This is a genomic window from Synechococcus sp. RS9916, from assembly GCF_000153825.1.
Lineage (GTDB): Bacteria > Cyanobacteriota > Cyanobacteriia > PCC-6307 > Cyanobiaceae > Synechococcus_C.
The window spans coordinates 685,563-703,707 of the sequence record NZ_DS022299.1; the positions used below are offsets into that span (position 1 = coordinate 685,563).

Below are 18,145 nucleotides of genomic sequence, written 5' to 3' on the forward strand. Positions count from 1 at the left end.
GCCATGAGCAGATCGTTGTCCCCCAAGCCAGTGGTTGACGCGTCAGACGATCGCGGTCACTTGCTCACCGAGCAGTCCAACCCCCGCAGTCGTCAACTCGACACCCTGCCCGTCGCTGATCTTGTCGATTTATTCATCAGCGAAGACGTCAAACCGCAACAGGCTGTGGCAGCAGCGTCGGAGTCCATTGCCCAGGCCGTTGAAGGAATTGCCATCCGCCTTGCTGCCGGTGGACGTTTGTTCTATGTCGGTGCCGGTACATCGGGGCGGCTCGGCGTACTGGATGCTGCGGAATGTCCTCCGACCTTCTGCAGTCCTCCTGAGCTGGTGCAAGGGGTTTTGGCTGGAGGGGCACCTGCCTTGTTGCGCAGTTCCGAAGGGCTGGAAGACCTCCGAGACGCAGGGGCCGATGAGTTGCGGAGTCGTGGTCTGTGCGAGGGGGACTGCGTGGTGGGCATCGCGGCTGGAGGGACAACGCCTTTCGTGCACGGAGCCTTGGATTACGCCCTCAGCACTGGAGCCTTGGCCATTGCCATGGCGTGTGTGCCTGCCGATCAGGCAGCCATGCCATGCACGATCGATATCCGCCTGCTCACGGGTCCTGAATTGCTCACCGGCTCCACGCGGCTGAAAGCGGGAACGGCCACAAAGATGGCCCTCAACGTGATCTCCACCTCCGTGATGGTGCGTCTCGGCAAGGTCTACGGAAACCGGATGGTGGATGTGGCTGCCACCAACAGCAAACTGGTGGACCGTTCCCTACGGATCCTGCGTGACCTCGCTGATGTCCCCCGGGAGCAGGGGATGGACTTGCTGCGTCAATCGGAGGGGTCGGTGAAGTTGGCCCTGCTCATGGCAGCCGCTGATCTCGATGCAGAACAGGCCAGGACGGTGCTCAATGAGCACCATCAACAGTTGCGTCCTGCCCTAGCCCACTGCGGAGCCGCCCTCAGGACGGCTTGAATTCACCCCAGTAAGGGCTGGTGAACAGGTCGAGGGCCTCGCGAGTTTCTCCTGGCACGGCTTCAGGTCGCGTCATCAGCGCATCGGCAAGGGCGTTGTGGGCGCTTGATTGCGGGCGCTTCTCGGTGAACGCTTCCATCACCCCTTGAAGAATCGGACCGGTGGCCGTGGCATTGGCCTGAAGGTTGGCAATCACCATGTCCACGCTCACGGCATCGTGGTCGGTGTGCCAGCAGTCGTAATCCGTGACCATGCTCAGAGAGGCATAGGCGATCTCCGCCTCACGGGCCAGCCGTGCTTCGGTGTGGTTGGTCATTCCAATCACGTCACACCCCCAGCTGCGGTAAAGCTCACTCTCGGCGCGGGTTGAGAAGGCGGGGCCCTCCATGCAGAGGTAGGTCCCACCACGATGAAGCGTCTGACCCTTCGGCATGGCCCGTTCTGCAGCATCCGCCAGCAGCGAGCTGAGGTGGGAACAGAAGGGATCGGCCAGGCTCACATGGGCAACGCAACCCTTGCCGAAGAAGCTCGCGGGCCGTTGCATCGTGCGGTCGATGAACTGTTCAGGCACCACCATGTCTCTCGGTTTGAGGTGCTCCTGAAGGGAGCCGACGGCGGAGACCGAGATCAGCCAGCGCACTCCAAGGGAGCGCATGGCCCAGAGATTGGCGCGGTAAGGAACTTCGCTGGGGAGCAGGTGATGGTGCCGGCCGTGACGCGCCAGAAACACCACATCAACACCGTGCAGGCGTCCGATGCGAAACGCATCGGAGGGAGTTCCAAATGGCGTCTTGACCTCGACCTCCGTCACATCGGTGAGCCCTTCGATGGCGTAGAGGCCACTGCCACCAATCACGCCAACGCGGGCCTGCTGCAGCTTGTCCTGATTGGCGTCGTTGGGCATGGCGTCGACGGAAGGTCAGACCATCCTGCATCTGCGTAGCATGGTGGTTTGATTGGCAGCGCTTTGACGACTGTTCTGATGGAGACCGACGCCGGTCAGATCCGGCTCGAGATGTTCGAAACCGACGCTCCGAACACCGTGGCAAACTTCGTCAAGCTGGCCAAAGAGGGCTTCTACGACGGCCTGGCGTTCCACCGTGTGATTCCTGGCTTCATGGCACAGGGCGGTTGCCCCAATTCCCGTGAAGGCGCCCGTGGCATGGCGGGAACCGGTGGCCCTGGCTACACGATCAACTGCGAGATCAACAGCCGGAAGCACGCTCCTGGTGTGCTGTCGATGGCCCATGCCGGCAAGAACACCGGCGGAAGCCAGTTTTTCATCGTGCATGAAGCCCAGCCTCACCTTGATGGCGTTCACACCGTGTTCGGTCAGACCGGTGACATGGATGTGGTGCTGGCCCTGAAAAACGGCTCACGCATCAACAAGGTGACGGTTCAGGACTGACCCTGAGTCACCGATTAGCTCCATTGCACAAGGGTCGGTTCTTGCAACCGGCCCTGTACTCCAATCAGCCCCGTCCTTAATTGATCCAAAGGCTCCTCAACCCGCTCCAGGGTTTGTGAGGGGTGATTGAGTTGATCCACCGACGCAGCCGAGTAAAACCCCAGCCGTCGCGTTTCAGGCCAAGACGCCATCACCTCGAGCAGCGACTGCAGTCGGGTCGCAAACGAGGCTCCAGCCTGATTGTCCAGCGCGTTGTCGATCTGCCAGGCCACTTGGGGGCGTTCCCACAGGGCGAGAAGCCGGGGAGACGACGTTGGGGTGAGCACGAGGTTCAGGCTCTGGGCGTCCTGTTCACAGCGGGCCCGAATTTGGGGCAAGAGATCCAAGTCACCGTCCCAGCTCACCACGGTTGTGCTGATGGAGGGGTGTCCTCCACGGTTCGAGGGGGAGTTGCCTGCTTCTGCGGAGGCTTCCCCTGCCTGAAACAGGTGGCCCAATTTGTCCCGTTTGGCAGCCAGGTAATCGGCGTTGTGGTCGCCGGGATGAATGATCAGGGGCACGCGATCCACGACTTCCAATCCATACCCGCCAAGACCAGCAATTTTGCGTGGGTTGTTGGTGAGCAGCCGTAGGCGGTGAATCCCGAGATCGCTGAGGATCTGAGCGCCAACGCCGTAATTGCGTAAATCAGCAGGGAAACCGAGCTTCTCGTTGGCTTCGACGGTGTCGAGGCCTCCGTCTTGAAGGCTGTAGGCCTTGAGTTTGTTGATCAGACCAATGCCACGGCCCTCTTGGCGGAGATACACCACAACCCCCTCGCCTTCCGCCTCGATCTGGCGCAAGGCGGCTTCGAGCTGGGGTCGACAGTCACAGCGCAGGGAACCGAAAGCATCACCTGTGAGGCATTCCGAATGCATGCGCACCAACACTGGCTCGCTCAGCTGGGCTGGGTCACCTTTGACGATGGCCACATGCTCGCTGCCGTCTAACGCGTTGCGATAACCAATCGCTTTGAAATCGCCGAAGGCGCTGGGCAATGAAGCGTGAGCTTGACGCACCACAAACCGTTCGTTGTCGAGTCGGTAGCGGATCAGGTCAGCAATGCTGATCAGGCGGAGATTCCATTGATCGGCGTAGTCCCGCAATTGCGGAAGACGGGCCATGGAACCGTCTTGGTTCTGGATCTCACAGATCACACCGGCAGGAATCAGACCAGACAGTGCTGAGAGATCAATCGCAGCTTCGGTGTGACCCGCTCTTTTCAGGACACCACCTTGTCGGGCTCGCAGCGGAAAAATGTGCCCAGGTCGGCGCAAATCAGACGGACGGGCATCCGCTTGCAAAGCGACCTGAATGGTGCGGGAACGATCTTCGGCGGAAATTCCGGTTGAGACGCCATGTTCGGGTCCGGCGTCGATGCTCACCGTGAAGGCGGTTTGATTGGCATCCGTGTTGCGATCCACCATCAGAGGCAGATCGAGAGCGTCGAGCTGCTTCCCCTCCATGGCCAGACAGATCAAGCCCCGGGCGTGGGTGGCCATGAAGTTGATCTGATCGGGGGTGGCGTATTGAGCCGCGCAGATCAGATCCCCTTCATTCTCGCGACTTTCGTCGTCCACAACGACAACGCATTCGCCGTTGCGGATGGCGGCGAGGGCGTCGGGAATCGAATCGAAGCGAATGTTGGAGGTCGTGTCAGCGGCGGAAGGCGTGCTCAGGGGTCTTCAGAGGCCAACGTTCTGCATTCATTATCGACATCGGTACGATCAGCCCAAGCTTTTAAGCACGCATGCAGTCCACCCCAACGGCTCAGGCTCCGATTTCCACCGCTGGGCTGGTCGGACGCGTCGCTGTGGTGGGTGCGTCCGGGTATGGGGGCCTACAGACCCTGAGGCTGCTGCAACGGCATCCACAATTCGCCATCACCTTTCTGGGTGGTGAGCGCAGTGCCGGCAAGCATTGGAGCGAAATCTGTTCGTTCCTGCCCCTTCTGGATGATCCCGTTGTTGAAACTCCGGATCCAGCACGCATCGCTGAGACGGCTGACTTTGCTGTGCTGAGCCTCCCCAACGGACTTGCCAGTGATTTGGTCCCTGACCTGCTTGAACGGGGAGTTCGGGTGGTGGATCTGTCGGCTGACTACCGCTATCGCTCCCTCGAGGAGTGGTCTCAGGTGTATGTGCAAGAGGCCCAAAAGCATCAGCGAACTGACGTCCAGCTCTGTCAGGACGCCGTTTATGGATTGCCCGAATGGTTTGGTCCAGAGATCGCCCAAGCCCGTTTGGTGGCCGCTCCGGGCTGTTTCCCCACCACCAGCCTGCTGCCCCTACTGCCCTTTCTGAAGCAAGGCCTGATCGAAACCGATGGCTTGATTATTGATGCCAAAACTGGCACCTCGGGTGGAGGCAGGGCCGCGAAGGAGCATCTTCTATTGGCTGAAGCGTCGGAATCGATCACGCCGTATGGCGTTGTGGGCCACCGTCACACGTCGGAAATTGAACAGATCGCCAGTGCTGTAGCCGCATGTCCGATTCAGCTGCAGTTCACGCCCCACTTGGTGCCGATGGTGCGAGGTCTGCTCTCAACGGTGTATGCCCGTCTGCGGGATCCCGGTCTTACCGCCGACGACTGCACCACAGTGCTTGAGGCGGTCTACCGCCACCACCCCTGTGTGCGTGTGCTCCCCGTCGGCACTTATCCGGCGACGAAGTGGGCAAAGCACACGAATCAGGCTTTGCTGTCCGTGCAGGTCGACAGTCGCACAGGCCGATTGGTGTTGATGAGCGCCGTCGACAATCTGATGAAAGGTCAGGCCGGCCAGGGTGTGCAGTGCCTCAACCTGATGGCTGGTTTGCCCGCCACGACAGGACTACCCCTGGAGCCTTTCTATCCCTGAGCCTTCCAATCACGTCCTTTGAGGGCAACGGCCCAAGGCAGGATTCGATGTTCCTGTCGATGGATTCGCTCCGACAAGGACTGGTGATCGTCGTTGTCCATCACCGGGACTGCCGCCTGAGCGATGACAGGTCCGGTGTCGACCTCTGCAGTGACGATATGGGCCGTACAGCCAGTGAGGCGAACGCCCGCCTTCAACGCCTGGCCGACGGCGTCCAAACCTCGAAAGCTGGGAAGTAAGGACGGATGAATGTTGATCAGTCGGCCCTGATAGGCCCCAATCAGCACTGGGGTCACGATGCGCATCCACCCGGCCATCACCACACCCTCCACTTGCGCTGCTTCAAATGTGCTCACTAGGGCGCTGTCGAGATCTTCTCGATTGGTGTACTGGCGATGGTCATGAACGATGCAATCCACACCAAGCCGTTCCGCTCTCAGCTGGGCTCCGCAACCCGGATTGTTCACCACCAGCACCTCGATGGTTGCGTCAAGATGCTGCTGGGTGGCGGCGAACAGGGCTTCAAAGTTGCTGCCGCTGCCCGATGCCATCACGCCCAACCGCAGTGGCGTGGTGTAACGAGGCCAGTCACCCTGCGCCGGTGTCACCAGAGCATCAAGATCTTGACCAACCATGGGTTTCCTGTGGCTAGTGTTCGACAAAGCGGGCATTCCGACCATGTCCCATCTGTCCATCCTGCCCACTGCCCTGACTGATCTCGAGCGGCTTGCTTCGGTTTTGCTGTCTGAGGGCTATGCGATCGAGCATCACGGGATGCTCTCCGGTTTTGGAGGGGAGTCCCATCATTTTGACCTCAAGGCCACAAGCCCCTGTGGCGTCCACTTCGCCTGGAGACGTTCCCAGCAATCGAGCTCCCTCGAGTTGTTGGCCGATGTTGAGCGTCAAGGTGCTGCAGAGACCTATCAACCCAGGCTGCAGCGAATTGTCCGTCTCTACGCGCTGGCCAAGGCCCTAGACACCGTGTCCACAACGTCCTCTCTTCAGGGTGTTATCACCGTTTGATGTGAAGGGTCAACACGACGTTCACTTGCGGTTGGATCTGCTCGATCCCGCCTCACAGACCATTGGGGTGGAAATGGTCTGGACTCCTGAAACGCTTCGTCAGGTCTTTCAGATGCCGGTGTGGACCCCAGGGTCTTACACCGTCCGAGATCCATCGCAGCATCTTTATGGATTAACCCTCCAGCAGGGAGAGTCACCCTTGTCCCCCAGGAGGTTGAGTCCTTCGCGCTGGGGCATTCAATTGTCGAGCTTGGAACCACTGCGGTTGCGCTATCAACTTGCAGCCCGCCAGCTCACAGTACGGACCAATTTTCTGGATCCTGAATTTGCTTCGTTGTGCCTATCGGCGGTGGCGATGCAGGTTGATGGCAAGCGATGGAGCCCCCATCACCTGGAACTGAAGCTGCCCGAGGGTTGGCAAGGTTTTGTGCCTTTGCCAGAAACGACCAATGGCTATTGCAGTCGAGACTTTGATCACCTGGTCGACAGCCCAGTCCACGCAGGTCCTCTTGAGCTCATCCCCTTCCAGGTGCGTGGATATCAGCACAGCTTGCTTCTGATTGGTTCGGCGCCTATGGGTTGGCCCGATTCATTGGCTGAGGATGTCGAAGCCGTGTGCACGGCGGCGGCTTCGCTGATGGACGACACTCCACCAGCGGAGGACTGCTATCAGCTGGTGATTCAGTTGCTCGACAACGGCTACGGAGGTCTCGAGCATGACCATGGTGCAGTGCTTCAGTTTGCCTGGCCGAAGCTGGCCACGGCTGATGGCTATCACCAGCTTCTGCAACTCGTGGGCCATGAATATCTTCATCAGTGGAATGTGCGCAGACTGCGGCCCAAGGAGTACGTGCCCTACGACCATGGCTTGCCAGTGGTCAGTGATGGCCTCTGGTTTGCTGAAGGCGTCACGAGCTACTTCGATCTGGCCCTTCCCCTATTGGCAGGTCGTTCAGACCGAACGATGCTTCTGAAGGATTTGGGCAAAGATCTCGCCCATGTCTTGCTGAATCCAGGGCGCAAGGTTCAAAGCTTGGCTGACAGTTCGCGCGAGGCCTGGGTGCGCCTCTACAAATCCACACCTGCAGCAGCAGACACACAGATCAGTTATTACAGGCTCGGCACAGCACTGGCCTTTTGTCTGGATGTGGAGCTCAGGTTGGTGAACTCTTCACTCGCTCAGGTGCTTCGTAATCTTTGGGCGAGGTTTGGTCGTTGTGGACGGGGGTATGGCCGTGCTGATGTTCAGTCAGCTCTTAGGAAGTACAGCCCCGCCTTGGCAGATCGCTTGCCCGATTGGTTGGACCAGTGTGATTCCCTTCCGATCGAGCGTTGTGTTGAATTGATTGGTCTTGAGTTTGTGCCCATCAATGATCAGACGACCTGGTCGGGCCTGAACCTGGATCAAACTCCCTCAGGCATTGTGTTGAAACGGGTCAGGCATGGCAGTCCTGGCCATGACGCTGGACTGGTGGCAGGAGATGAAATCGTCGCTGTTCGTCAGCATCGGTTGCAGTGTTTGGAGCAGTGGCCCCTGCTGTTGAAAGGAGTCGATCCAATCAGCATTCATTACGCCAGACGGGGACGTTTGGAAGAAACCCGGTTGATTCCGACACCCCATGGGGTCAAAGACATGTCATTGGAGTGGAACCCCCAAGCCTCCCAGTCGATGCGGGCACTCCGTGACCAATGGTTCAAGATTCGCTAATCAGCCAAATCCGTCGCCTGAAGGCTTTGTGTCTAAGAAAGCCTGGCGTCGTCGCGATTGGGTGTTGCGGTCTTGCGGTGAGTTTCAGCAGCGCGATTCTGATTCGTTGGACGCAAGCTGCTCGCCCCCAGCTCGAGCCGGAATCCACTCTGCTGGCTTTGCTCAATGAGGTCTCCAGCGATAGCCCCAAGTTGGTGGATGATCCGCTGAAATCCCCTCGACCAGCTGTGCCACGGGCGGAGAGCTGGCAATCACCATTGGCGAAGCAATGCAAGGATTTGGATCAGCGCGTCCGTCGACGCCTTGAAGCGATTCGCAAGCGGCTGGAGCAGGATCGTGAGGAGATCAGTATTGATGCAAGCAACTATGGGAAGCGGTATCGCTTGGATCCATGGAAGCAACCCATTGATCCCAAGCCTCGATTGGTTGTACTGCATGAAACCTCAAATACTCTTTCTTCAGCCATCAACACGTTCAAGACTTACCACCCCAATGACAATGATCAGGTGAGTTATCACACCCTGATTGGTCGTTCTGGTGAGGTGGTTGATGTGGTGGATCCATTCATGCGTGCCTATGGGGCTGGATATTCAGCTTTCCTTGGTGAGTGGGCGGTGACTAATCCTGAATTCATGGGCTCTGTCAACAACTTTGCTCTTCATCTGAGCCTCGAGACCCCAGCTGATGGCTACATCGGTGGACGCACCCATAGTGGTTACACCTCCGAGCAATATGACGCTCTTGCCGTTGTTCTGGACGAATGGATGAGCCAATTTGGCATTCCCCCGGAAGCCATAACTACCCATGAACATGTGGATCTTGGTGGGGAACGAGGGGATCCAAGAAGTTTTGACTGGGGCGAACTTCAGGTGCGACTCGCAGCACTCAAGCGTCTCTGTTGATCCGTAGTGGCAACAAGCTCTCACTTGAATCGACAACTGTTTCGGACAATCGTGCCATTGGGGAGAATTGTGTTGTCCATGCAGATGCCGTAGGGTTGATCTTTCATTACTTCGCGATAGAAGATCTCGTCGACTTTTGCGCCGCGAAGATCAGCGTCCTCAAGGGTATGAATAAATCCAACATAGGTGCCCCTGAGATCAGCGCCGCGAAGATCTGCTTGGGTAAACCAAACGTCGTAGAGGATGGCGCCACGTAAATCAGCATTTCGGAAATTGGATGATCGTGTGAAAAACGTATGACTGAGGTCGCTATTGCGTAGATCTGCCCCTTCAAAGTTTGTGGTTAGCATGTACATGTTGCTTAGATTGGCATCGCGAAGATCTGCATTCGAGAAGTCTGAATCGATAAATCGCTTGTCGCCCATAGTCTTGGAACTGAAATCAATGCCACGCAGATTGCAGCCTGGGCAGCGCATCGGTAGTTCAGGGGTGTCAGCTTGCACCGCCATTGGCATGGCGCACAGCAGGACTTGGCTGGCCAGTTGAATGAGGAGCTTCATCTGTTTCCGCGGGTTGCGTATTGAGAGTTCAAGAAATGATGGGACCGTTTCTGGTGGTCTTGGGCAGTGGCCCAGTATCGGTTGGGGAAGGTCTAAACGAAGTGCGGATTTGGTTTGCGCGTGGAGGAATAAATGAGCGCATGCAATGCCGGATCTTGCATGTAACGAAGAATCCGGGCTGGATAATCCAGTTTGCCGTTGTGGAGATAAGCCAAGGTCGCGATCGCCTTCGCGTCTCGATAGGAGGCACTTGCGGAGAGCATCCGGGTCTCCGGTAGATCGAGTGCGCGTTTCAGGCGGTGAAGCTTTCCAGCCAGCAGAGAGACGTTTTGCTCTGGATCGAGGAGCAGGTTCCGGGCTGCTGCAATTTCCTCGTCTGTGGGTTGGTTCGGGAGCAGCCCCTGGTGAATCAACTCACTGATGCCCAGTTGCGCTGGCCCGTGGGTCGAAACCAATCCGGAGTGGGCGACGAAAGGGAGCCCTTCTCCAGGTTTCGAGTGTTGGATTTCGTCGTAGAGGATGCCCGTGAGCAGCATCGGATTGAGGTGGTGGGCCGCTGATTCGCGCAGAATCACTGGTTTCAGCTCAGCCAGCTGGGTCAGGGTCCTGGCACGTAAGGGTTCGAATTGGTCTACCCCGTGGGTGAAAAGCTGGGCGATTGGCGTCTGGGGACCATGGACGCCAAAGCGACGTTGCAAGTTCTGGAGTTCTTCAGCCGAGAAGTCTGTTGGATTCGCCCGTTCCGGAACAGTGAACCCCGGGTTCCCTTCGTTGGCAATTTGTGCGTCGATAATTCGCCCGATGGGCACAGGAGTAAACAGGAAACGTGCCAGTCCCACACTGGCGAACGCCAAAGTGCAAGCCGCGATTACCCGAGGTTTGCAAGCAGAGGGGAACACGCGACCTTTTGTGGCCATGGGCAGACGCTAGCTGTGCTGTCGCAGAAATTGGGCAGCATTGAAAATCGAGGATAGCTTCAGGCAGTGAGCGGCCTCGATGACCAGCGATGAGCTTCCCGGACTTCTGCGCGAACGATCCACAGGTTCAGTGGCAGCGCTTCTGTGAGCTGCTCTGGTTCCACGATGGCCTTGGAATGTGGCTGGATATCAGCCGCATGCACGTCAATCAGGCTGACCTTGACGAGCTGAAACCACGGTTTGATCAAGCCTTTAAGGCGATGGCAGCCCTTGAAGGTGGAGCCATTGCCAACGGCGATGAGCAACGCCAGGTGGGCCATTACTGGCTACGCCATCCCCAGCTGGCTCCTGACCCTGAGGTGCAGGCGCACATTGCGACCGAAGTTGATCAGATTGAAGCCTTTGGTCGGTCGATTGTTCGTGGTGAGATCAAGGCACCGAACGGCCAGGCCTTCACGGATGTGCTGTGGATTGGTATCGGCGGCAGTGGCTTAGGCCCTCTGCTGATGATCCGGGCTTTACAAGAGGAAGGTGCGGGGCTTCCCTTTCATTTCTTCGACAACGTTGATCCCAATGGGATGAGTCGTGTCCTCGCCGGTCTCGGTGACGCGCTTCCGACCACGTTGGTGATCACCGTGAGTAAGTCCGGTGGTACCCCAGAGCCCCATTTGGGCATGGAACAGGCTCGTCATCGTGTGGAAGCCAGTGGTGGCAGCTGGGCTGGTCAAGCCGTGGCCATCACGATGGCCAACAGCAAACTTGATCAAAAGGCGAGCCAGGAAGGATGGCTCCAGCGCTTCGACATGTTCGATTGGGTCGGTGGGCGCACCAGCATCACCAGCGCTGTGGGCCTGGTGCCAGGCGCGTTAATCGGTGCGGATATTCGCGAGTTTCTGGATGGCGCGGCTCAGATGGATGCCGCGACCCGACTCGACGATCTGGAACGCAACCCCGCTGCCCTGATGGCTGCCTCCTGGTTCGTCGCCGGGGAGGGTTGTGGAAAGCGCGACATGGTTGTGTTGCCCTATCGCGACCGACTTGAGGTGTTTAGCCGTTATCTCCAACAGTTGGTGATGGAGTCCCTTGGCAAGCGTTTGGATCGGGCCGGCAATGTTGTTCATCAGGGAATTGCCGTTTATGGCAACAAAGGCTCCACAGATCAACACGCTTATGTCCAGCAGCTACGCGATGGCGTCGATAACTTCTTCGTCACGTTCATCGAAGCACTGAAAGACAGTCAGGACATTCCCGATATCAATGGGGAACGTCCCGGTGATTTTCTGGATGGTTTTTTACAAGGAACCCGTTCGGCTCTCACCGAGGGTGGTCGTCAAAGCATCAGCATCAGCATGCGTCAGTTCGATGCTCGTCGTCTTGGCGCTTTGATTGCTCTGTTTGAACGTGCCGTCGGCCTTTATGGAGAGCTCGTCAACATCAATGCCTATCACCAACCCGGTGTTGAGGCTGGCAAGAAAGCTGCTGCAGCGATTCTGAACCTCCAAGGTCAGGTCGAAGCGGTCTTGGCTGATGGACAGTCGCGATCCGTGAGTGAAGTCCACGCGGCCATTGGTGAGGGTTCCGTTGAAGCGGTCTTCTGGATCCTGCGTCACCTCACTGGCAACGAGCGTGGCTACAGCGCACAGGGCAGCTGGGATGCGCCAGCAACACTGCGGTTCAGCAAATCCTGAAGCGAATTCGTCAACCTGGTGTTCAAGGCACCAGGTTGACGAGCTTCCCGGGCACCACGATCACCCGTCGGGGGGACTGACCCTCGAGCCACTTCTTGGCTACATCACTGGCTAGAGCAAGCTCTTCCAACCTTGCTTTGTCCGCGTCCGCAGGAACTTGAAGGCTCCCGCGCACTTTCCCCTTCACTTGGATGACCAGCTCGATCGTGTCTTTGACCAAGGCTGCTGGGTCATGGATCGGCCATGGCTGCTGATGCACGCTTTGGCTTCCCTTGAGACGATGCCAAAACTCTTCGGCCAAGTGCGGCGCGAATGGAGCCAGCAGCCGGATCAGCACCGATAGTGCTTCCTGTCGGACAGCAGGGGTCACGGTCTCGAGGGCACCGCTGAGGGCGTTCGACAGTTTCATCAATTCGGAGATGGCCGTGTTGAACTGAAAATCTCCGCTGAGATCTTCTCCGATTTCGGCGATGGCCGTGTGAACGGCTCGGCGCACCTCTTGTTCAGCTTCGCTGAGTTCCGCAGGAAGCGTGAGTGCTCCATCGCCACTAAGGCAGACCGGTTGGTCAGCGTTGGTGGCAGCAGACTCCACCAATCGCCAAAGCCGCTGGAGAAAGCGGAACTGTCCCTCCACATCCGCGTCATCCCATTCCAGGTCCTTTTCAGGAGGTGCCTTGAACAGGATGAACATGCGTGCCGTGTCGGCTCCGTAGCGATCGATCACAGCGGCCGGATCAACGCCGTTGTACTTCGATTTCGACATTTTCTCGAACAGCACCTCCAGCTCTCCGCCGTCGTCGGGATCGCGTGGGTCGCCTTCATCGCTGACACGGTCCGGTGCGACGTAGCGACCTGTGCGGGGATTGCGATAGGTCACGGCCTGCACCATGCCTTGCGTGAGCAGTCGTTCGAACGGCTCGTCGATGGTCAGGAGCCCGCGATCACGGAGAGCCTTCGTGAAGAAACGGGCATACAGCAGGTGCAAAATGGCGTGCTCGATGCCTCCGACGTATTGCTTGACGGGCAACCAGCGGGCGATCGCTTCGGGTGTGAAAGGTGCGTCGGTGTTGCCGGGATCAGCGAAGCGCAGGAAATACCAGGACGAACACATGAAGGTGTCCATGGTGTCGGTTTCGCGGCGGGCTGGCTTACCGCAGCTGGGGCAAGGCACGGAAACCCACGAGTCCAACTGGGCGAGTGGGGATCCGCCTTTGCCTGACAAGTCAGCGTCCTTGGGGAGCCTGACCGGTAGCTCCTCACGCGGGACGGGTACGGCCCCACAACTATCGCAATGGATGATTGGAATCGGGCACCCCCAGTAGCGCTGCCGCGAAATCAACCAGTCACGCAAGCGAAACTGCACTTTGGGTTGAGCCCAGCCTTCGTCACGTCCTTTGGCAGTAATGGCTTCTTTCGCCTCTTCCGAGGCCATGCCGTCGAAGTCCCCCGAATGAATCAAAACCCCTGGCTCAGTCCAGGCCTCGCCATCATTCAGGTGCTCATCAGCACCTGGCACCTGAATCACCACCCGCACGGGTAGCTCATGGCGGCGGGCAAAAAGGAAATCGCGTTCGTCGTGAGCAGGCACACCCATCACGGCGCCGGTGCCGTAGTCAGCGAGCACGTAATCAGCAATCCAGACAGGAAGCTTCTCTCCGTTCACTGGATTGGTCACTTCAGCGCCAATCGGTAGTCCGCGCTTGGGTTGATCCTCAGCAGTGCGTTCGTCCGAGCTGAGGGTGCTCATCAGGTCGCGAAATGCTGTGACGGCATCGCGATGGTCTGCACTGGTGATCGCGTTGACAAGAGGATGTTCTGGTGCCAGTACGACGTAACTGGCACCAAACAGGGTGTCGGGTCGCGTGGTGAAGACCGTGATGGTCTTGTCGGCACCAACAGCGGCTGCTGCATCGCCCGTCAGCGAGAACTGAATTTCAGCGCCCTTTGAGCGGCCAATCCAATTGGCCTGCATGGTGCGCACTCGCTCTGGCCAACCCTTCAGCTGATCAAGGTCATCCAGCAAAGCATCGGCATAGTCGGTGATTTTGAGAAACCACTGACGCAGAAGACGTTTCTCGACGACAGCACCGGAGCGCCAGGATTTCCCATCAGCATCCACTTGCTCGTTGGCCAGAACGGTTTGATCAATTGGATCCCAGTTGACCTGGGCCTCCTTTTGATAAGCGAGGCCTCCTTGTTGCAATTCCAGGAACAACCACTGCGTCCATCGGTAGTAGTCGTCGTGGCACGTGGCCTGCTCTCGGGTCCAGTCGATCGATAACCCCAGGCGACCGAGCTGATCCCTCATCTGACCGATGTTGTGATCGGTCCAGACGCCAGGGTCGATGCCGCGTTCGATGGCCGCATTTTCTGCAGGGAGTCCGAAGGCGTCCCACCCCATGGGATGCAGCACTGCATCGCCACGCATCCGCTGCACCCGTGCAATCACGTCAGTGATGACGTAGTTGCGGACATGCCCCATGTGCAGGCTCCCCGAGGGGTAGGGGAACATCGACAACGCGTAAAAGGGAGGACGGGGATCGTCTGCAGCCGGAGTGCTGTCGAGGTCGATGTCCTTCCAATGGGACTGCCATCGCTGCTCTGTATCGAGCGGGTCGTAGCGGCGCTGGCCGTTGCTGGATTCAGGCTGGGAGGACGACGCGGCAGTCACGGGCGAAATACACCTGGCTGAGATCGTGCCACAGCCCATTCACGCAACCTTGTGGGTCAACGTTCAGCCGAGAGGACGGATCACCAAAATCTGCCGACGGTTGATCAAGACCAGTTCACTGGCATCCGTGCGACGTAGCGCAAGAAAGTCTGGGTCTTGCCATTGCAAAACACCCTCCTGAACTGTTCCGTTGGGCAATTCCAGCCTGAGTAGACGCTGTTCACGGGTCCAGGCCTGCAGCTGTCGCACACCCGGCAGACTGGGGTCGAAACTGGTGTCATCCATCGCTTCGGCGCAGACAGGGAACCCATGCTGCAGTTCAGCAAATATCAGGGCCTCGGCAATGACTTCGTCTTGATCGAAGGCCGAGATGGTCGTTTAGATGCCTCCATCACCTCTCCAGATCCCCAATGGGTGAGGCGGATTTGTGATCGCCGCTTTGGCGTCGGCGGTGATGGAATCATCCTGGCCCTTCCTCCGGAGGGACCTGGGGAACTGCGCATGCGCATCTTCAATGCTGATGGCAGCGAAGCGGAGATGTGCGGCAACGGCATTCGCTGCCTTGCCCGGTTTCTGGCAGATAGTGATGGCGATGCTCCAGGCCGCTCCTGGAGTATCGAAACGCCCGCCGGTTTGATCATCCCCGTCCTGCAGGAGGACGGCCAGATCAAGGTCGACATGGGAGCACCGATGCTGGCACCAGACACTGTTCCCACCACCTTGGCTGTGGGCGAGCAGGGCCTTCCCCAAGGTGAATTGACGATCAACGGGGATCTGCTCAAGGTTGCTGCCGTGGGGATGGGGAACCCTCACGTGGTGGTTCCTGTCCCCGACCTGGCATCCATTCCTTTTGATGCATGGGGAGCGGCTTTGGAAGTGGATCCGAGCTTCCCTGCCAAAACCAATGTGCATTTCCTCCAGGTCAAGGGAAGTGATGCGCTGGACATTCGGGTCTGGGAACGGGGTGCAGGGCCAACACTGGCTTGTGGAACGGGCGCTTGCGCCACCTTGGTCGCTGCGCACCTGCTGGGTCTGTCTGAGGCCACTGCAGAGGTCATGCTCCCCGGCGGCCCGCTGCAAATCAGCTGGCCTGATCGTGGAGGATCGGTGTTCATGACCGGCCCTGCCGAAGCCGTTTTTGACGGGGTTGTTGTGCCGGAGCTTGTGCCTTTCCCCATCGGCCAGCCCAGCAAGCCGCCCGCCGCTCCACAACCAGCGCAAAAGACATCAGCAGGATCTGCCACTTTTGATTGCTCACGCGATTGTCAAGACGGTTGCCGGCAACCGGATAACTGTCTGCGCGCTGAAGCGCAGCAACAAGTGCAGTCACTTCTCGATTCCATGTCCCTCGACGCGATGATCAATCTGGCAACCGACTCTCTTGAAGAGCGCACACGCTCCAGGATCGATCAGAACCTCGGTGGCTGAGCCACGCACCTCGATTTATCTCGATAGCTGCGCCACAGCTCCTCCACGGAGCGGTGTTGTCGATGAAATCGTTCGCGCTCACGCAACAGCATGGGGCAACCCATCCAGCCTTCATCAGCCGGGGTTGGATGCTGCAGACCTGCTGGAACGCTCACGCCTGCGTGTTGCTTCTGCGTTGAATGCCAACCCCGATGACGTGATCGTCACGTCAGGAGCGACCGAATCTGTTCACCTGGCCCTTGGTGGGATGGCCTTGAGCCGTCCCCCAGGCCGGGTGGTGATTTCCGCGGTGGAACATCCGGCGGTCACAGCTGCAGCACAACAATTGAAGGCGCAGGGCTGGGAGCTACAGACCTGGCCAGTGGATGGCCTCGGACGCATTCGACTCGACTGCCTGGAGTCACTCCTGGCTCCACCAACAGTGCTCGTCTCGTTGATCTGGGGCCAAAGCGAAGTGGGCACCCTGCAGCCCATCCACACAGTGGGACTGGCTTGCCAGCAACGGGGGATTCCATTCCATGTGGATGCAACCCAAGTTCTCAGTCAGGGGTGTCCTGACTGGGCCAAGCTGCCGGTTGACCTGCTGAGTGCTTCCAGCCACAAATTCGGGGGTCCAAAAGGGGTCGGGCTGCTGCTGGCACGGTCTGCTCTCCGCCGGCGCCTCGGTCCTCTTCTCGGCGGCGGCGGTCAGGAACAGGGCCTGCGAGCGGGAACGCAGCCCGTTCCGTTAGTTGCCGGTATGGCTGCAGCCCTGGAGCAATCGCCGCGCTGGACTCCCGCAGATTGGAGCAAGGAGACCCAAGATCCGTTGCCAGCCATCGCTGTCTTGAGGGATCAGTGGATGGAAGGTTTGCTAGAGGATCCCAGGCTTCAGCTCACCGGAGATCCGCGCTGGCGATTACCCCATCACATTTCAGTCTTGGTCAGTGACCACAATGGCCAGCCCCTTTCGGGTCGAGCTCTTGTGCGCGAATTAGCCCGACGTGGAATCGCCGTCAGCAGTGGCAGTGCCTGTTCGTCTGGGAAAGACACAGGCAGTCCTGTGCTGGCAGCCATGCAAGTGGCGCCAAGCCTGCAACGTTCAGGATTGCGACTGAGCTTGGGATCCTGGGTGTCTCCGCAGCATTTCCCGCCATTGAGGGAAGCCCTCGATCAGGCTCTTGCTGCTGTCTCCGAAGCGTCCTGAGCTCAGCGGCCAAGGTGCGCTGAGAGATCGTTGACCGCGTTACCCTCCACCCACTGAACGATGTCCTGTGAGCGTCACCCTCCCTGCGGATCTGAAGACGGCTGAGGCAGATGCACTCCAGGCATTGCTGCACGCTCTCAAGCACGAAGAAGGCCGGCGTTGGACGGTGACCTGGAGGTTCGAAGGGCTTCGTCTTCTGCCGGTGGTCATTCGCTTCGTCCAAGGACTACGCGATGCAGGCCTTGACCCGGTTGTGGCCTGGCCTGATGCAGGCGCAGCCGCCTTAGCTCAGCGGGATGCTCCTGAGTTGGCTGATGCCTGCTGCTCCTTGATGGACCTCAAGCGAGGGAAGTTTTCGGACTCAGCCACGCGTCTTCTGTTGGCAGTCGCTCCTCAACCGAGTGACTACGAGGAGTTTGAGAGCGTCGCAGAGTCCTGGAGCGGACCGGTGGCCATGCTGAACGGCAGGCTTGAGGATGCTGCAGTCGGGATTGGAAACGTGGCCAGAACCCGACGACGTGGCTTTGTCGCCACCTGGAAAACGGCCTATTGGCTCGAGCCCCTTGCCGAGGGAGCGCTTCAGCGTCATTGCCCCCAGCCCTGGTGGTTGTTCCGTCGTGATGCCGACGGGCATCGAGCCGTCAGCAGTTTTGAGGCCAGGCCGGAACCTGAAGCGATTGAAGAGGCTCTGTACGGAGAGGGCGCTGAACTCAAACGACAGGTGGGTGCGATGGATCGATTCATTAATGATCTGCGCGGCTGATCATCCCTTGCTTCTCAAAACGGTTTGAACCA

At 58.6% G+C, this 18,145-nt stretch carries 17 protein-coding genes; 10 read left to right on the top strand and 7 right to left on the bottom strand.

The window, feature by feature from the left end:
• Nucleotides 1-3: 3 nt before the first annotated feature.
• Nucleotides 4-963 carry an N-acetylmuramic acid 6-phosphate etherase gene (gene murQ, locus RS9916_RS03755; RefSeq protein ID WP_007097913.1) on the top strand — a complete coding sequence of 320 codons (960 nt, stop codon included), beginning with the start codon at nucleotides 4-6 and terminating at the stop codon, nucleotides 961-963.
• On the opposite strand, the gene mtnP is transcribed toward murQ, so the two are convergent.
• Complete coding sequence (gene mtnP / locus RS9916_RS03760) at nucleotides 950-1,867, bottom strand: S-methyl-5'-thioadenosine phosphorylase (RefSeq protein ID WP_007097914.1); 918 nt, start codon at nucleotides 1,865-1,867, stop codon at nucleotides 950-952. The two genes, murQ and mtnP, sit on opposite strands and share 14 nt — an antisense overlap.
• A 78-nt stretch (nucleotides 1,868-1,945) precedes the next feature.
• On the opposite strand from mtnP, the gene RS9916_RS03765 reads away from it, so the two are divergent.
• The gene (locus RS9916_RS03765) at nucleotides 1,946-2,371 is read left to right on the top strand and encodes a peptidylprolyl isomerase (protein ID WP_369791592.1); all 426 of its coding nucleotides are present in this window, start codon (nucleotides 1,946-1,948) and stop codon (nucleotides 2,369-2,371) included.
• Nucleotides 2,372-2,385: 14 nt separating this feature from the next.
• Here the strand turns inward: RS9916_RS03765 and ribBA are convergent, their stop codons facing one another.
• Nucleotides 2,386-4,038 carry a bifunctional 3,4-dihydroxy-2-butanone-4-phosphate synthase/GTP cyclohydrolase II gene (gene ribBA, locus RS9916_RS03770; protein WP_369791601.1) on the bottom strand — a complete coding sequence of 551 codons (1,653 nt, stop codon included), beginning with the start codon at nucleotides 4,036-4,038 and terminating at the stop codon, nucleotides 2,386-2,388.
• A gap of 122 nt (nucleotides 4,039-4,160) precedes the next feature.
• On the opposite strand from ribBA, the gene argC reads away from it, so the two are divergent.
• Nucleotides 4,161-5,267 (top strand): N-acetyl-gamma-glutamyl-phosphate reductase, encoded by a 1,107-nt coding sequence (argC, locus tag RS9916_RS03775; protein WP_007097917.1) that lies wholly within the window; start codon nucleotides 4,161-4,163, stop codon nucleotides 5,265-5,267.
• Here argC and purN read toward each other — a convergent pair.
• The gene (gene purN / locus RS9916_RS03780; RefSeq protein WP_038024137.1) at nucleotides 5,258-5,938 is read right to left on the bottom strand and encodes a phosphoribosylglycinamide formyltransferase; all 681 of its coding nucleotides are present in this window, start codon (nucleotides 5,936-5,938) and stop codon (nucleotides 5,258-5,260) included. The two genes, argC and purN, sit on opposite strands and share 10 nt — an antisense overlap.
• 7 nt (nucleotides 5,939-5,945) lie before the next feature.
• Here purN and RS9916_RS03785 point away from each other — a divergent pair, with 7 nt between their 5' ends.
• The 3 genes from RS9916_RS03785 (at nucleotide 5,946) to RS9916_RS03795 (ending at nucleotide 8,900) form a co-directional block, all read left to right on the top strand.
• Nucleotides 5,946-6,290 carry a hypothetical protein gene (locus RS9916_RS03785; protein WP_050752237.1) on the top strand — a complete coding sequence of 115 codons (345 nt, stop codon included), beginning with the start codon at nucleotides 5,946-5,948 and terminating at the stop codon, nucleotides 6,288-6,290.
• A gap of 25 nt (nucleotides 6,291-6,315) precedes the next feature.
• Nucleotides 6,316-7,998, top strand: a complete 1,683-nt coding sequence (locus RS9916_RS03790; RefSeq protein WP_007097920.1) for a M61 family metallopeptidase — start codon at nucleotides 6,316-6,318, stop codon at nucleotides 7,996-7,998.
• Nucleotides 7,999-8,075: 77 nt separating this feature from the next.
• Nucleotides 8,076-8,900 (top strand): N-acetylmuramoyl-L-alanine amidase, encoded by an 825-nt coding sequence (locus RS9916_RS03795; RefSeq protein ID WP_007097921.1) that lies wholly within the window; start codon nucleotides 8,076-8,078, stop codon nucleotides 8,898-8,900.
• 20 nt (nucleotides 8,901-8,920) lie between these two features.
• On the opposite strand, the gene RS9916_RS03800 is transcribed toward RS9916_RS03795, so the two are convergent.
• Both RS9916_RS03800 and RS9916_RS03805 read right to left on the bottom strand, forming a co-directional pair.
• Nucleotides 8,921-9,460 (bottom strand): pentapeptide repeat-containing protein, encoded by a 540-nt coding sequence (locus RS9916_RS03800; RefSeq protein WP_007097922.1) that lies wholly within the window; start codon nucleotides 9,458-9,460, stop codon nucleotides 8,921-8,923.
• 92 nt (nucleotides 9,461-9,552) lie between these two features.
• Nucleotides 9,553-10,377 (bottom strand): helicase DnaB, encoded by an 825-nt coding sequence (locus RS9916_RS03805; RefSeq protein ID WP_369791593.1) that lies wholly within the window; start codon nucleotides 10,375-10,377, stop codon nucleotides 9,553-9,555.
• An 89-nt stretch (nucleotides 10,378-10,466) separates the two neighbouring features.
• Here RS9916_RS03805 and RS9916_RS03810 point away from each other — a divergent pair, with 89 nt between their 5' ends.
• Entirely contained in the window at nucleotides 10,467-12,065 is a 1,599-nt protein-coding gene (locus RS9916_RS03810; RefSeq protein ID WP_007097924.1) for a glucose-6-phosphate isomerase, read from the top strand.
• A 22-nt stretch (nucleotides 12,066-12,087) separates the two neighbouring features.
• Here RS9916_RS03810 and leuS read toward each other — a convergent pair whose 3' ends face one another.
• Nucleotides 12,088-14,736 carry a leucine--tRNA ligase gene (gene leuS / locus RS9916_RS03815; protein WP_007097925.1) on the bottom strand — a complete coding sequence of 883 codons (2,649 nt, stop codon included), beginning with the start codon at nucleotides 14,734-14,736 and terminating at the stop codon, nucleotides 12,088-12,090.
• 63 nt (nucleotides 14,737-14,799) lie between these two features.
• The gene (locus tag RS9916_RS03820; RefSeq protein WP_007097926.1) at nucleotides 14,800-15,021 is read right to left on the bottom strand and encodes a hypothetical protein; all 222 of its coding nucleotides are present in this window, start codon (nucleotides 15,019-15,021) and stop codon (nucleotides 14,800-14,802) included.
• 24 nt (nucleotides 15,022-15,045) lie between these two features.
• On the opposite strand from RS9916_RS03820, the gene dapF reads away from it, so the two are divergent.
• From dapF to RS9916_RS03835, 3 genes are all read left to right on the top strand, one after another.
• Nucleotides 15,046-16,164 (top strand): diaminopimelate epimerase, encoded by a 1,119-nt coding sequence (gene dapF / locus RS9916_RS03825; protein ID WP_007097927.1) that lies wholly within the window; start codon nucleotides 15,046-15,048, stop codon nucleotides 16,162-16,164.
• A complete protein-coding gene (locus RS9916_RS03830) occupies nucleotides 16,157-17,350 on the top strand; it encodes a cysteine desulfurase family protein (RefSeq protein ID WP_007097928.1) in 1,194 nt (397 codons plus the stop codon). The genes dapF and RS9916_RS03830 overlap by 8 nt, the downstream gene beginning before the upstream one ends.
• 67 nt (nucleotides 17,351-17,417) lie before the next feature.
• The gene (locus RS9916_RS03835; protein WP_007097929.1) at nucleotides 17,418-18,113 is read left to right on the top strand and encodes a DUF1995 family protein; all 696 of its coding nucleotides are present in this window, start codon (nucleotides 17,418-17,420) and stop codon (nucleotides 18,111-18,113) included.
• Nucleotides 18,114-18,145: the final 32 nt, after the last annotated feature.